This is a genomic window from Brevibacillus fluminis (assembly GCF_052072235.1).
GTDB classification, from domain to species: domain Bacteria; phylum Bacillota; class Bacilli; order Brevibacillales; family Brevibacillaceae; genus Brevibacillus_D; species Brevibacillus_D fluminis_A.
In genome coordinates this window covers 3125204-3140134 of the sequence record NZ_CM125436.1, presented here as the reverse complement: position 1 = coordinate 3140134, position 14931 = coordinate 3125204, and the positions used below count along the sequence as shown (strand labels likewise).

Sequence of the window (14931 nt, the reverse complement as noted above, 5' to 3'; positions counted from 1 at the left end):
AGAATTTGCTGTGCGCAGCGGTTTTTGCTGCCCGAACGGCTTCACCCTGCTTTCTCCCTTTCGATACCATATGAGCATCGTGTCCAAAAGGTATAGACAAGTGTAATAGTAGATTGCGGATAGGGAAATGAAGACGGGTATTTGACCGAGTCAATTTGTCCGTTTCGTTTTTCGCAAGAATGGCATTCTCTATTACTAGCTGGATCATTGCGATGGAGAAGGCGAAAAAGAGGTGAGGCACAGTGAATGCACAACAAAAAATGGTCGTGCGCCTGGCCCGACACTTCCAGTTGAAGGTAGCAGCAAGCGAGCAAGTGAAAGCTGGTGTGTACCGTGTCACGGCGCAAAATGGAAAGACATACTGTATCAAGCGTTTGAAGTATGAAGCCGACGAGGTGATCTGGATCGATCGGCTGCTTCGCAAGCTGAAACGAAAAGGCTACAGCAACATTTGCTGGCGTGATCCGGACGAGGCGCACCACAAGCTGATTCACATGAAAAGCGCAGGAGCGAAAGAGCATTATGTCATCACTCCCTGGATCGACGGGCAAATGCCCGACCCCAGGGATCATGAAGACATGCGGACATGCGCGCGCGAACTGGCCGCTTTCCATCAGGCCGCCCGCGGCATTTCGCTTGCGGCCTGCGCGGCCCGGGAATGGCTGGGGAAATGGCCCGAGCAATTTTTGCTGTATCGCCAAATGATCACGAAATACGTGAAAAAAGCGGAGAGAGGACGTCTTTCCGAAGGATTGGCCGATTTTTTCCAGGAGCACGGAAAAAACATCGTGCACGATGCGGATGTGGCGATCGAGATGCTTGCCAAAAGCCGCTATGCCGATCTGTGCCAGCAGGCGAAAGAAGTCAAAACGTATTGCCATGCCGATTGCGGCCCCAAAAATATGGTCATATCCAAAACGGGTCCGATCCTGATCGATTTCGAAACGATTCGGATGGATCTGCGGATCTATGATATTTACCGGTTGATTCGTTTGGCGAACAAGAGCAATGACTGGGATTTTTCCATCGCGCAAACGATTCTGGAAGGCTATGAGAGCGTTGAAAGAATCGCGAAGGAAGAATATGCCCTTTTGGCAGCGTGGCTGTTATTTCCACATAAAACGTATCGGATTTTGCGAAAATACAACACCCGTACGGATGAAGGGAAACGGGAGCTGGAGCAGTCCCTTCAGCAGGAACAGCGGGCACGAGCAAACGTGACGGGCTTTTTGCAAAAGTTGCATGCCTATATGAAGCGGGGTGGATGAGGTGAAGATATGGGTATTGACCAATGAATTCGAAACCTCCCGCATCATCGGCGGGCTCGGCATCGTCGCTTCCGAGTTAACCAACAGCTTTGTTCAGTATGGCGCGAGGGTGACGCTGATCACGCATCATGCGGAACCGGAACTCCAGGTCAAGGATTGCGGACCGCTGCAAATCATTCATCTGCCGGATCGGGAGCCTTTTTATTCTGCGGCGAGGAAGAAAAACCAATACGAACCGACCGTGCTATGGCTTCGGCGAAATCAGTGGCCGCTGCCCGATGTCATTCACATCCACAGCGTCTGCTTTGCCAATTTGGCCCATTATTATCGGAAAATGTACGGCATTCCGATCGTTTATACCTGTCATTCGCTTGTCAAGCAAGAGGCGAGAACGGCTGGACGTGCCGTCGTGTCCGGGCGGCAGCAGCGGCTGTGCGCGCTGGCCGATCGGATCGTGGCGCCGAGCAAGTGGCTAAAAAACGTCTTGCAAACGAATGATCCGGCATGCAAGCGAAAAATCGATGTCATCGAAAACGGCATCAGACGAACGGCGCCCCATGATCAGCAGCAACGTACAAGCTTGCTTTTTGTCGGGAGGCTCACCAAGCAAAAAGGCATCGAAGAATTGCTGGCAGCAGTAGCCATGTTGGCAAAGCGCGCGCCTTATGTCCACTTGACGATCATCGGCCGCGCAAGCACCGCTGCCTATCAGGCGCGCCTTCATGCCTTGGTGAAAAAATGGAAGCTGGAACCATATGTGACATGGCTTGGCTTCTTGCCGCCGCAACAGGTCGCAAACCAGTATGCCAAGCACGGGGTGGTCATCGTGCCGAGCAAGCAGGAATCGTTCGGTTTGGTCGCCCTTGAGGCGTTGGCCAATGGAGTTCCGCTCGCTTCGACGCGCTCAGGCGGCCTGTCCGAGTTCGTCTCGAGTGAAGTAGCGGAGGTCATTCCCGCAGTGACAAGCAGGGCGATTGCGGGCAGCATACTCAACATTTGGCGCAACGCCTCGTGTACCGAAGAGCGGATACGCGCAGGCTTGAAGCGAACCGAGATGTACGATTGGCGAAAAATTGCGGCACGGTACATGGCGTTATTTGCGCAATTGCCGAAACACCCGGTTGAGTCGAATACAGCCGCTCAACAGGAGGCTGGCCGACATGATTGAGCGCTGGAAGCTGCGGGAAGAGATGGTGCAAAAACGGCAAGGGGCAGTCTGGAAAGTTGGGTCGAATGCGGGACGAAGCGGTTATTTCAAATTCGCGACAAAGGAGCAGGCGTATTATTCGGGACCGCTGATCGCCAATGAATGGATCGCAGCCAAGCTTGCTGCAAGGCTCGGACTGCCGGCAGCCGAGCTGCAGCTTGCAACCGTCGCGGGTCCCGATGGCGTCGCCCGCACAGGAGTGGTGTCGGTTAGCGTTCAAGCGCGTGAAGTCGTGATGTGGCGGCAATTGCCGGAAGAAATCCGGCAGCGCGCAAAGCGGCATATCAAACATGTGGATTTGCTGCGGATGGTTGTGGTTTTTGATGCGTGGATTACGAATATCGATCGCGCTGCAGGAAAAAACATGATGTTGTACCGCAACAATCCGGATGAACCGTATGACTGGTATCTCATCGATCACGGGCTTACGCTGTACGGTTCACCGCATAAATGGGAGCGGCACAAGTGGGATGAACCGTATTGGCAAAAGCTCTGGAAATTTTATCATGTGTCGGAAGGCATGGTCCGGCTTACGCGGCGGTTCGCCTATTTGGAGCCGATGATCGCAAAAATCGAGGCGCTGGGCGATGAGGAATTGACCCAACTGGTCCATGATGTTCCGCACCATGTATGCAGCGATGCGGAGCGTGCGTTCATCCTCCGCCTGCTTATCGAACGAAAAGGCCAAATCCGTTCCATCATGCGCAATTGGCTGGCGTACAAGGGCGAAAAAGAATACAGGCGAAAGTAAAAAACAGGGAGAAGAGAAGAGCGTAAGGCTCTTGCTATTCTCCCTGTTGCTTTGATTTGGTTTCTTCTTTGGAGAGTGTGTTGGAAGCCCGGGTTTGCGAGGGATTTTCTTTCTTTCCCATTTCATTTTTGACGCCGTTTTGTTTGGACATGCCTGCTGCCTCCTGTACATGGAAATCATGACTACGACAGTAGATTCCCCCGCTTTACCGGTTTTATGCGGTTTTTATTAAGAAAAGGGTAGTCTAATCCTCACAAACTATTCATACTCTTTTTACACAAATTGCAAAGCCAATTAACATCTGTTCCCTAGACTAGAAGAAGTCAAACAAGTGAAACAAACCACAAAAAACAAGAGGAGTGAACGGAAATGGCAACAAGCAGCACATGGTACAAATGGCTTGGCGGCGCGTTGGCGGGAACGATGGTTGTCGCCTTGGCTGCCTGCTCGACGACCACGACGAACGGTTCAGGGACCAGCCAAGGGGGGAACAGTGCCGCACCCGCCGAGGAGAAGCCGTTGACAAAAGAAGAGGTCGAAGCGAAAGCAAAGCAGGAAGGCGAGGTCATCAGCGTCGGGATGCCGGATTCCTGGGCGAACTGGAAGGACACGTGGAATGACATCGGCACAAAATATGGATTGAAGCACACGGACACCGACATGTCGAGCGCGGAGGAGATTGCCAAATTCGACGCCGAGAAAAACAACCCGACAGCAGACATCGGGGACGTTGGAATCGCCTTCGGCCCGGTTGCCGTTGAGAAAGGCGTCACACAGCCTTATAAAACTTCCTATTTTGACGAGATTCCCGACTGGGCCAAAGACAAGGACGGCAACTGGATCGTCGGGTACCAAGGCACGATCTCGATCATCGCGAATAAAGAACTGGTCAAAAACCCGCCGAAATCATGGGCTGATCTGAAAAACGGCACCTACAAGGTTGCAATCGGCGACGTGCAAAAAGCTGCGCAGGCGCAGATGGTTGTCTTGGCGGCCGCGATTGCATTCGGCGGCGATGAGAAAAACATTCAGCCAGGCATCGATTTCTTTGCCGATCTGGCGAAGCAGGGACGTCTTTCCAGTGCGGAAGTAAAGACAGCCAACTTTGAGAAAGGCGAGGTGGAAGTAGGACTCCTGTGGGATTTCAACTCGCTCGGCTACCGCGACCAAATCGATCCGAACCGTTTTGAAGTGGCGATTCCAAAAGAAGGCAGCGTCGTCAGCGGCTATGCGACGATCATCAACAAATACGCGCCTCATCCGAACGCAGCGAAGCTTACGCGCGAATACATTTTGAGCGATGCCGGTCAAATCAACCTGGCGAAAGGCTTTGCCCGCCCGATCCGCGACAGTGTAAAGCTGCCTGACGATGTTGCGAGCAAACTGATTCCAAAAGAACAATACGCGAATGCAAAGCCGATCAAAAATTACAAAGATTGGGAAGAAACAGCGAAAAAACTGCCGCAGCTGTGGCAAGAACAAGTGCTCGTCAATGTCAAATAAGCAAGCGGCAAGGAGGCTTACATGACGCAGAAAGTAATACTGGTCGTAATCGACGGACTGCAGTATGAAACGGCGCGGACGCAGATGGGCTTTCTCAACCATTTGGTCGAAAAAGGAAAAGCTGCGCATCTGAAGGTCATCTCGGAATTGCCCAGCATGTCTCGACCGCTCTACGAAGTGCTGCTCACCGGTACGCCAAGCTCGGTCAATGGCATCACCTCCAATCAAGCGGTACGGCTCTCCAAGGAGAAAAGCTTGTTTCATCTCACGCGCGAGGCAGGTTTGCGCAATGGTGCGGCCGCCTATTATTGGGTAAGCGAACTGTATAACCGGGCACCGTTTCATTTTATCGAGGATCGCCAGCAAGACGATGAAAGCAAACCGATCCAATGCGGCAGCTTTTACTTCGAAGACGCGTACCCCGACTCGCATCTCATCCTTGATGCCGAAATCATTCGCCGCAAACATGATCCGCACTTTCTTTATATTCATCCGATGGGATTGGACCATGCCGGACACGTGTATGGCTCCAATTCCAAGCAATACCGCGGCAGGGCGATCGAGATGGATGTCATTTTGGCGAATCTGCTGCCCGAATGGATGGACGCCGGCTATCAGATCATGATTACGGCCGATCATGGCATGAATGAGGATGGACAGCATGGCGGCACAGGAGACGCAGAGCGTCATGTTCCGTTCTATGCGATTGGCTCAGCGTTTCAGCCGGGGGCCTATTCAGAATCGATGCCGCAGCTGGCTGTTGCGCCGCTCGTATGCAAGTTGTTGGGCATCGATCCATCGGAGGCAATGATTACACATTCCTATCCGTTTTTGCTCGAATCGTGAACGGACGCATGAGCGGATTCCCCCTGCGTGGGCGGGGGGACATCTGCTACAAAGGGGAGACGTACGATGCGTTGGAAGACTCGCAATCAAATGCTGTACTTGTTTTTGCTTCCGTTTCTTTTCATTACGGTCGCTTTCATGCTGCTGCCGCTGATCGCGATGGTCATCAGCAGCTTCACCGCAGACGGCGGCGGGGCGTGGACCCTCTCTCAATACGCGACGGCGCTAACCAACAAATTTTATTTGGTCGCTTTGAAAAACAGCATCTTCATCTCGTTTTTCTCTAGTATCGCCGGGATTCTCATCGCACTCTTTGCCGCGTACTCGATCACCCGATTTTCCGCAAAAAGCCGCGAGTTCATCCTGATGCTGTCCAACATGACGTCCAACTTTGCCGGGGTGCCGCTTGCGTTTGCCTATATGATTTTGCTCGGCAGCAACGGGCTGTTTACGCTTTTGTTCAAGCAGTGGGGCTGGGATGTGTTCGCCTCATTTGACTTGTACAGCTGGACGGGACTGGCCTTTGTCTACTTCTACTTTCAGCTGCCGCTCGCGATTCTCATGCTGTACCCGACTTATTTCGGGATTCATCAGCAGTGGCGGGAATCTGCCACACTGCTCGGGGCATCCACCTTTCAGTTTTGGCGTTCCATCGGCATTCCCGTCGTCCTTCCCGGAATCGCCGGAACATTCAGTATTTTGTTTGCCAATGCGATGGGCGCGTATGCGACCGCCTATGCGCTGGTCGGCAGCAACTACAATCTGTTGGCGATCCGGATCGGGACGATGGTTTCCGGCGATATTTACGTGAAGCCGGAGCTTGCAGGCGCGCTTGCCGTCATTTTGGCGATCATCATGGTGGTCGCGATCTGGTTCAATGAGACGATGATGCGGCGGGTCAGGAGGGATTTGCAATGAAAGAGCGCAAATGGTTGCATACCTCGACGATCACCATCGTGCTGGTCTATCTCTTTTTGCCGCTCTTGGCGACGTTTCTCTATTCGATCGCCACTGACTGGTACCGGACGGTGCTTCCTGAAGGCTATACGTTTCAATGGTATGCGGATCTGTATGCTGATCCGCGCTTCATGGATGCGATCGGACGGACGTTGTTTGTCTGCGGGGTGACCATCGTGGCCAGCCTTGTGACGATGGTGCCGTCGATTTTCATTGTTACGGTTTACCTGCCAAGGTGGGAGCGGTGGTTTCAGGCGTTGGTAACCATGCCGTATGCCATTCCGCCCGTCGTGCTCGCCGTCGGCTTGATCAAAATTTACTCGAGCGGTCCAATCGAGCTGTCAGGCACGGTGTGGATCGTCATCGGCGCCTACTTCATCAGCATCCTGCCGTATATGTACCAGGGCATTCGCAACAGCATGCGGACGGTGGACGCCGTACGCCTGGTCGATGCGGCAGAGCTTTTGGGCGCCAGCAAAATGCAAGCGTTTTGGCGCGTCATTTTTCCTACTATTTTGCCGGGGATCATGGTTTCCACCTTGTTGTCGTTCTCGATTTTGTTCGGCGAATTCGTCTTGGCGAATCTGTTAATCGGCGGCCATTACGAGATGATCCAAATCTACCTGAAGCGCAGGATGGACGAAAACGGCCATTTGTCCAGCGCGATCGTCGTCTCGTACTTTGTGTTGATCTTCCTATTATCCTGGGTGATTTTGCGGCTCGGTCGCATGCAGAAGGAGGGCAGAAAATGAGTTATGTTCGGATTGATCAGGTGACAAAGCACTTTCAGGATGCCCAGGTGCTCAAAAATGTTTCGCTCACGATTGAAAAAGGGGAGCTGGTCACGCTGCTCGGGCCGAGCGGCTGCGGGAAAAGCACGCTCTTGCGCTGCATCGCCGGTCTGCATGAGATCGACGCCGGCGGCCGGATGTACATCGGGGATACGGATATTACCCAACTGGCTCCGAAAGAGCGCAGCGTCGGGATGGTGTTTCAATCGTATGCGCTGTTTCCCAATATGAACGTATTTGAAAACATCAGCTTCGGGTTGAAAATGAAGGGGATGAGTCCTGCCGATTATCGCGGGAAAGTCGAAAAGATGATCCAGCTGGTCGATTTGACCGGCAGGGAGAAGTCGTACCCGCACCAGCTGTCAGGCGGGCAGCAGCAACGGGTGGCTCTCGCCCGCTCGCTGGTGGTCGAGCCTAAAGTGCTCCTGCTCGATGAGCCGCTGTCGGCCTTGGATGCGAAAATTCGCAAAAGCTTGCAAATCGAGCTGAAAAAAATCCAGCAGGAGCTGTCGATTACCACGATTTTCGTCACCCATGACCAGGAGGAAGCGCTGACGGTGTCGGATCGGGTGTTCATCATGAACAAAGGCGAGCTGGTGCAATACGGCTCACCAGCCGAAATTTACGCTGCGCCGACGAGTGAATTCGTCGCCCGCTTCATCGGCAGCTACAACGTGTTTACGGCTGGGGAGCTGGGCGCCCTGACAGGTGTGAACTACCCGACGGAGCGTAGCTATGCGATTCGGCCGGAGGTGATCGCCATTTCCGCGGGTCAGCAGCTTGGCAGCGCGGATGCGACAGCCGGGTGGGACGTGCCGGGAATCGTCCGCAGCGTCACATTGAAAGGGAATGTGATCCGCTACCAGGTGGATGTGCGCGACGTGCAGCTTTCTGTCGATGTGCTGAATACGGGCGCACTGGAGTGGTGCCAGGTCAACACGCCCGTTACCTTGACCATCCCCAAACGAGAGTGCATCCCGCTGAGACAAGGAGGGTAGCCCATTGTCGCTCTTATCCGAGGAACGAAAAAGCATTATTTTGGATGAACTGAATCGCAACAACAAAGTAAAGGTCGTCTCGTTAGCGGAGCGTCTGCAAGTATCGAGCGAGACGATTCGGCGCGATATGGATGTGTTGGAGAAGCTGGGGCTGCTCACCCGCGTCTATGGCGGTGCTGTAAAACGCGGCTACCAGGCGGGCGAGCCTCCCTACGAGAACCGGCAGGACCTCAACCGCGAGGCCAAGCAGCGAATCGGGCAAAAGGCAGCTTCCCTTTTGCAAGACGGCGATACGATTCTCATGGATACCGGCACGACGGTGCTTGAGTTGGCCCGCTCGATCCGCGATCGCAAACGGCTGACGATCTTGACGAATTCCGTTCCGGTCGCATCCCTCCTGATCAACGCGATCCACAATCATGTGTTCAGCGGCAAAGTCATCATGTTGGGCGGCGAGCTTAACCCGGAGCAGCAATCGAGCGGCGGCGCGCTGTGCGAAAGCTTCCTGTCCGCTTTTCATGTGGACCGCGCCTTCATTTCCGTCGGCGGCGTTTCGCTGGTGACCGGCATCAGCGATTATGATTTGAGCGAATCGATGGTCACGCGCAAAATGATCAGTGTGGCAAAAGAAGTCATCGTGCTCGCAGATTCCAGCAAAATCGGCGTACAGGCATTTTGCCAAATCGCCCCGCTGGAAGCTGTCGACCTCTTGATCTCCGATGCGCCGCACCCGTCCTCGTGGGCAGCGGAACTGGAGCAAAAAGGGATTGCATGGTTAGAGGCATCGGACGTAGAATAGGAAGACAACGTAAGACGTGGCGCCGCCAAAAGCTTGGCGGGCTGCGTTTTTCTCAAACAATTGAATGAGGAGGCCACGCACATGGCAAAAAGCAAAGCCCAAAAGCAGCGCGACAAGCTGGTTCGGGAAGGCAGACGAAATCCGGCGGACAATCGGAGCATCTTCGCATTGGTGGATATGCGATCGCGACGGACGAAAACAAAGGCGGAACAAGTGAATCAAGTGAAACACAAGGGACGATCTTTCCAGGAGAGTGGAGATGATCGTCCTTATTTTTTGTCCGAAGCACGCTGCATGGGATTTGGCTGAATGGAGATGATAACGTAAGAATGCTTGCAAAGGAGGAAACACCATGGCAAACGAACAGAAGCCACACGTCGTGGCCGTGCGCAAAAACGGCGATGGCGACATCATTCAGCTGCGCCTGTCCAACGGCAATGAGGTGGATTATATGGTCGCACAGCGATTGGCGGCGCAGGGTGAAATTGAAAACGTCCAGCTGTTCAAAGGGCGGGATGGAGACCAGCATTTGCGCAGCATCCCCGATGGGGATAAATCGAATAATTTGGACAACCTGCCGCTTTTTTAAGGGAACAGGCAAGCAAGAAAGAAAGCTCGATTCGCCGGATCGGGCTTTTTTGTATGGGGATGCGCGCTCTTTCATGAGGCAACAGCGCTCTTGCATGGTACAATAAAAAGATAAAGGAAAGAGTGGCAGGTGGAAGCTGACATGATCGCAAATGAAAAAATCAAGGCAGCCGAAGTGCTGTTGACCGGTGTGAATGGCGAGGATTTGGGGATCGTCTCCACGAAAGAAGCGTTGAGAATGGCAAAGGACTTGAAAGTCGACCTCGTCTGCCTTTCGCTTAGTTCAAGCCCGCCGCCGTGCAAGCTGGTTGACCAGACTTCTCATAAAAAGCAGCTGAACCAGGAGAAGCAAAAGGAGCGCAAGGCGGAAAAAGGCATGAAAACAAAAGAAATTCGTCTGAGCGCTTACATCGAAGAGCACGATTACGACACGAAAAAGCGTCAGGCGGAGCGAATTTTGACCGCGGGGGATGCGGTTGAGCTGGTGGTGCGGCTCGAAAAGAAGGAGAGCCAGGCGGCAAAAGAGCGGATCGAGCAGCTCGTCCGTGACCTCAAGCATTGTGGCATGCAGGAAAAAGGCATACAGGTGAGCGGCAAGCAGGTGGTCGCTGTCGTCAAGCCATTGTAAAAGACCGGCGAATCCTATCTTCAAGGATTCTCCGGTTTTTTCGATGAACCCCCCTCCCCAAATGAGAGGGGTTTTTCATTGTAAAATGCAGAAATTATTTATATGTGACGGATTTGGATGAACCGTCGGTAAGATTGTTAGGAAGAAAATTCGTTATTCAACGATTAAATTTAATGTCATGCCTTTTTCTTTATGACCTGGCTTGTCACAAATGATTTGATAGGTACCTGTTTTCGAAGGGGCAGTCCAGTCTAATGTTTCGGTTTTACCAGGTTGAACATCTTTATCTAACTTAAGTTCATCATTGTTAATGTCATGTTCTACTTTACCGGAGTTGGTCAAAACAAAGTGAATTTTTTCTCCTGCTTTTACTTTAATATCACCCATTGAGTATGAGAATTCGTTCATATCAATTTTGATCTCAGTTGGTTGATCAGAAGTTGATGTTTGGGAGTTAGAAGTTGCTGTTTGAGTAGTGGGCGATGTTGCTTGAGAAGAAGAGCTTGTACTTTGAGTACCACAGGCAGAAGTGATTCCAGCAATCACCAAGCAGGTGGACAAAATTGCAATTCTTTTTTTCATGATGAACCCTCCTCGTGCAATGTAGGTTTAACACAATCAAGCCTACTAATCGGATGCGGAATAATTGTGAAAATGAAAAGTAATTCTCGAGTAAGAAACATTTCACAATAGGTAAAAGCTAAACTCCCTTGCCTTTAAGGCAAAGAAATGGGTCAAATACGTTAAATAAGTTCTAAATGGATCAATCGATTAGCGGATGGCACGGATTTTCCAATCGATTAGATTACGTGCTTCCCAGGTCAACTCAGGCTTGCAGCTTTTATGCTCGTTTCTCCGTTCTGTCAATCCAACATGACATAACAATTATTATGTGAACAAAAACCATTTTTCTTTGACAAGACTGACTCTTATCTGTAACAATGGAGATATTTGATTCAAAGAGGCATGGAGTTGATACATTGAATCTGTTGACTGTAGAACAACTTTCGAAAAGCTATGGGGAAAAGGTGTTGTTCGACAACATTTCCTTTCATATAGCAGAATCGCAGCGAATCGGGCTCATTGGGATCAACGGCACAGGGAAATCATCGCTTTTGCAGATCATCGCCGGACTGGAGTCGGCTGATTCTGGCAAAATCGTGCATGCCAACCATTTTCAAAGTGTCTACCTGCCGCAAAATCCTGAATTCGACCAGCAGGGAACCGTGCTGGATCAGGTCTTTTACGGCGATTCGCCATTGATGCAAGTGCTGCGCGACTACGAGCTGGCTTTATCCGAGCTGGAAGCAGCGCCGGATGACGAACGCAAGCAGCAGCGGCTGTTCACGGTTCAGCAGCGGATGGATGCGCTCAATGCCTGGGACGCCGGAACGAATGCCAAAACCGTTCTCACCAAGCTTGGCATCACCAATTTCCAGCAGCCGATCGCACAGCTGTCCGGTGGGCAGAAAAAGCGGGTTGCGATGGCGCGCGCGTTGATCCAGCCAGCTGACTTGCTGATTCTCGACGAGCCAACCAACCATATTGACAACGAAACGGTTGAGTGGCTGGAGGAGTATTTGGCGCGATACAAAGGCGCGCTCTTGATGGTGACGCATGACCGCTATTTCCTTGACCGCGTGACGAACCGCACGTTCGAGCTGGACCGTGGCAAGCTGTACAGCTACGAGGGCAACTACGCCTCTTTCCTCGAAAAGAAAGCAGAGCGTGAAGAGCGCGAGCTGGCGATGGAAGACAAGCGGCAAAATTTGCTGCGACGTGAGCTTGCCTGGCTGCGGCGCGGAGCGAAAGCGCGCACGACCAAGCAAAAGGCACGGGTGCAGCGGGCAGAGGCGCTGCGCGACCAGAAAGTGGATGGACCTGCGGACAATTTGGATATGGCGCTTGGTGCAAGTCGACTGGGCAAAAAAGTGCTGGAACTCGAACATGTCTCCAAACAGTTTGGGGACCGCACGCTGATCCACGACTTGAACTATATCGTGCTGCCGGACGATCGGTTGGGCATCATCGGCCCGAACGGCAGCGGCAAATCGACGCTGCTGAACATGATGGCAGGGCGCATCGCGCCGGATTCAGGTGAAATCGTTACGGGCAGCACGGTGAAGCTCGCCTACTATACGCAAGAAAATGTGGAGATGAACGAAAAGCTTCGCGTCATCGACTATATCAAGGAAGCGGCAGAGGTCATCCGCACCGCTGACGGCGAAATGATTACGGCGTCGCAAATGCTGGAACGCTTCCTCTTCCCGCCGCATCTGCAATATACGTGGATCAGCCGGCTGTCCGGTGGCGAGCGCCGCAGGCTCTATCTGTTGCGGACGCTGATGGGCGAACCGAACGTCCTGTTCCTCGATGAGCCGACGAACGATCTGGACATTCAGACGCTGTCGATTCTGGAAGACTACTTGGAGCAGTTCCCGGGTGCGGTCATCACCGTCTCCCATGACCGCTACTTCCTCGATCGGACCGTGGATCATCTGTTCGCTTTCGAAGGAGACGGCTCGATCCGCCGCTTCAACGGCAACTACAGCGAATACCTCGAGATGCGCAAAGAAGAGCAGGCGCTTCAGGCGGAGCAGGTGAAAAACCAGGCAACTGCCAAAGCAGCCGAAAGCAAAACGGACAGCGCTGCGTCGCGCACCGCAAACCGGACCCGCAAGCTCTCCTATAAAGAGCAGAAGGAATGGGACGAGATCGAGGACAAAATCGCGGCGATGGAAGCACGGATCGCACAGATCCAGACCGAGATCGCCAAGGCGGGCAGCGATATCGAGAAGGTGCAAAAGCTGTACGCAGAGGAACAGCAGCTGTCACAGCAACTCGAGCAGACGCTGGAGCGCTGGACGGAGCTGTCTGAATTAGTGGAAGAGATTCAACAGCAAAACAAAAAAGCGTAACACGACTTAACAACTGATAGAAAGCAGGTATACACGAATGATTAGTACACAAGGCGTAACACTGCGGTACGGAAAACGGCCGCTTTTCGAAGACGTTAACATCAAATTCACACCAGGCAACTGCTACGGCCTGATCGGGGCGAACGGTGCCGGCAAATCCACGTTCCTGAAAATCTTGTCCGGCGAAATCGAGCCGAACAGCGGACATGTCAGCGTAACACCGGGCGAGCGCATCGCCGTGCTGAAGCAAAACCATTACGAGTTCGATGACGTGGAAGTGTTAAAAACCGTCATCATGGGGCACAACCGTCTTTTCGCGATCATGGAAGAGAAAAATGCGCTGTACTCCAAAGCGGATTTCACCGAAGAAGACGGGATCAAAGCATCCGAACTCGAAGGTGAATTCGAGGAATTGAACGGCTGGCAAGCAGAATCCGACGCAGCGTCCTTGCTGATCGGTCTCGGCATCCCGGCGGATTTGCACGATAAATACATGAGAGATTTGGATGGCAGCCAAAAAGTCCGCGTTCTCTTGGCGCAAGCGCTGTTCGGCAACCCGCACATCCTGCTTCTGGATGAGCCGACCAACCACTTGGACCTCGATTCCGTCATGTGGTTGGAAAACTTCCTGCTCGATTATGAAAACACCGTGATCGTCGTATCCCATGACCGTCACTTCCTGAACAAAGTGTGCACGCACATCGCAGATATCGACTACGGCAAAATCCAGATGTATGTCGGTAACTACGACTTCTGGTACGAATCCAGCCAGCTGGCACTGCAGCTGATGCGCGATGCGAACAAAAAGAAAGAAGAGAAAATCAAGGAACTGGAAAGCTTTATCGCCCGATTCAGCGCGAACGCATCCAAATCCAAGCAAGCGACGTCCCGTAAAAAATTGCTGGATAAAATCACGCTGGAAGACATCAAACCATCCAGCCGTAAATATCCATTTATTAACTTCAAGCCGGAGCGCGAAGCAGGCAAAAATCTGCTGATCATCGAAGGCCTCACCAAAACGGTTGACGGCGAAAAAGTGCTCGACAATTTCACAATCACGGTTAACAAAGGGGACAAAATCGCGTTTGTCGGACCGAACGGCTTGCCAAAAACGACACTGTTCCAAATTCTCATGGGCGAGATCGAGGCGGACAGCGGCAATTTCGAGTGGGGCGTCACCACATCCCGTGCGTACTTCCCGAAAGACAACTCGGAATACTTCACATCCGATCTCAACCTGGTGGAATGGCTGCGTCAATACTCCAAAGATCCGGATGAGACATTCGTTCGCGGCTTCCTGGGCCGCATGCTGTTCTCCGGTGAAGAAGCGTTGAAAAAATGCAACGTCCTCTCCGGGGGCGAGAAAGTGCGCTGCATGCTGTCCCGCATGATGCTGACAGGCGCAAACGTACTGCTTCTCGACGAGCCGACGAACCACTTGGACCTGGAATCGATCACAGCGCTCAATAACGGTTTGATCGACTTTGACGGCACGGTCCTGTTCGTCTCCCATGACCACCAGTTCGTGCAAACGATCGCAAACCGCATCATCGAAATCACGCCAAAAGGCGTCATCGACAAAATGATGACATTCGACGAATACATTGCCAGCGACGAAATCCGCAAGCTGCAGCAGCAAATGTATTCGTAATCACTCGCAAAACAGAAAGGCTGATT

At 52.5% G+C, this 14931-nt stretch carries 15 protein-coding genes; 14 read left to right on the top strand and 1 reads right to left on the bottom strand.

The genetic code is table 11. The features are described from left to right. Positions 1-242: 242 nt before the first annotated feature. The 12 genes from ACTID9_RS15575 to infC all read left to right on the top strand — a co-directional run bounded on the left by ACTID9_RS15575 (position 243) and on the right by infC (position 10336). Positions 243-1268 carry a phosphotransferase gene (locus ACTID9_RS15575; RefSeq protein ID WP_441065351.1) on the top strand — a complete coding sequence of 342 codons (1026 nt, stop codon included), beginning with the start codon at positions 243-245 and terminating at the stop codon, positions 1266-1268. Position 1269: 1 nt separating this feature from the next. Beyond that, positions 1270-2436, top strand: coding sequence for a glycosyltransferase family 4 protein (locus ACTID9_RS15570; protein WP_441065349.1), 1167 nt, complete (start codon positions 1270-1272; stop codon positions 2434-2436). Further along, positions 2429-3226: a HipA family kinase gene (locus tag ACTID9_RS15565; protein ID WP_441065347.1), complete on the top strand. Its 798-nt coding sequence runs from the start codon at positions 2429-2431 to the stop codon at positions 3224-3226. Before ACTID9_RS15570 ends, ACTID9_RS15565 begins: the two co-directional genes overlap by 8 nt. 369 nt (positions 3227-3595) lie before the next feature. Then, on the top strand, positions 3596-4729 hold the full coding sequence (locus tag ACTID9_RS15560) for an ABC transporter substrate-binding protein (protein ID WP_441065345.1): 1134 nt from the start codon (positions 3596-3598) through the stop codon (positions 4727-4729). A 21-nt stretch (positions 4730-4750) separates the two neighbouring features. Then, positions 4751-5575, top strand: coding sequence for an alkaline phosphatase family protein (locus ACTID9_RS15555; protein WP_441065343.1), 825 nt, complete (start codon positions 4751-4753; stop codon positions 5573-5575). Positions 5576-5641: 66 nt separating this feature from the next. Then, complete coding sequence (locus tag ACTID9_RS15550) at positions 5642-6493, top strand: ABC transporter permease (protein WP_441065341.1); 852 nt, start codon at positions 5642-5644, stop codon at positions 6491-6493. Beyond that, entirely contained in the window at positions 6490-7284 is a 795-nt protein-coding gene (locus tag ACTID9_RS15545; protein WP_441065339.1) for an ABC transporter permease, read from the top strand. The genes ACTID9_RS15550 and ACTID9_RS15545 overlap by 4 nt, the downstream gene beginning before the upstream one ends. Next, positions 7281-8321, top strand: a complete 1041-nt coding sequence (locus ACTID9_RS15540) for an ABC transporter ATP-binding protein (protein ID WP_441065337.1) — start codon at positions 7281-7283, stop codon at positions 8319-8321. Before ACTID9_RS15545 ends, ACTID9_RS15540 begins: the two co-directional genes overlap by 4 nt. A 4-nt stretch (positions 8322-8325) precedes the next feature. Then, complete coding sequence (locus tag ACTID9_RS15535) at positions 8326-9120, top strand: DeoR/GlpR family DNA-binding transcription regulator (RefSeq protein WP_441065335.1); 795 nt, start codon at positions 8326-8328, stop codon at positions 9118-9120. Between the two features lie 81 nt (positions 9121-9201). Then, entirely contained in the window at positions 9202-9429 is a 228-nt protein-coding gene (locus ACTID9_RS15530; RefSeq protein WP_441065333.1) for a hypothetical protein, read from the top strand. 43 nt (positions 9430-9472) lie between these two features. Continuing rightward, a complete protein-coding gene (locus ACTID9_RS15525; protein ID WP_441065332.1) occupies positions 9473-9709 on the top strand; it encodes a DUF3892 domain-containing protein in 237 nt (78 codons plus the stop codon). Positions 9710-9850: 141 nt separating this feature from the next. Beyond that, positions 9851-10336, top strand: a complete 486-nt coding sequence (gene infC, locus ACTID9_RS15520; RefSeq protein ID WP_441065330.1) for a translation initiation factor IF-3 — start codon at positions 9851-9853, stop codon at positions 10334-10336. Positions 10337-10489: 153 nt separating this feature from the next. Here the strand turns inward: infC and ACTID9_RS15515 are convergent, their stop codons facing one another. Next, on the bottom strand, positions 10490-10918 hold the full coding sequence (locus ACTID9_RS15515; RefSeq protein ID WP_441065328.1) for a cupredoxin domain-containing protein: 429 nt from the start codon (positions 10916-10918) through the stop codon (positions 10490-10492). Positions 10919-11316: 398 nt separating this feature from the next. Between ACTID9_RS15515 and ACTID9_RS15510 the strand changes: the two genes are divergently transcribed. Both ACTID9_RS15510 and ACTID9_RS15505 read left to right on the top strand, forming a co-directional pair. Next, the gene (locus tag ACTID9_RS15510) at positions 11317-13254 is read left to right on the top strand and encodes an ABC-F family ATP-binding cassette domain-containing protein (RefSeq protein ID WP_441065326.1); all 1938 of its coding nucleotides are present in this window, start codon (positions 11317-11319) and stop codon (positions 13252-13254) included. Positions 13255-13291: 37 nt separating this feature from the next. After that, entirely contained in the window at positions 13292-14905 is a 1614-nt protein-coding gene (locus ACTID9_RS15505) for an ABC-F family ATP-binding cassette domain-containing protein (protein ID WP_441065324.1), read from the top strand. Positions 14906-14931: the final 26 nt, after the last annotated feature.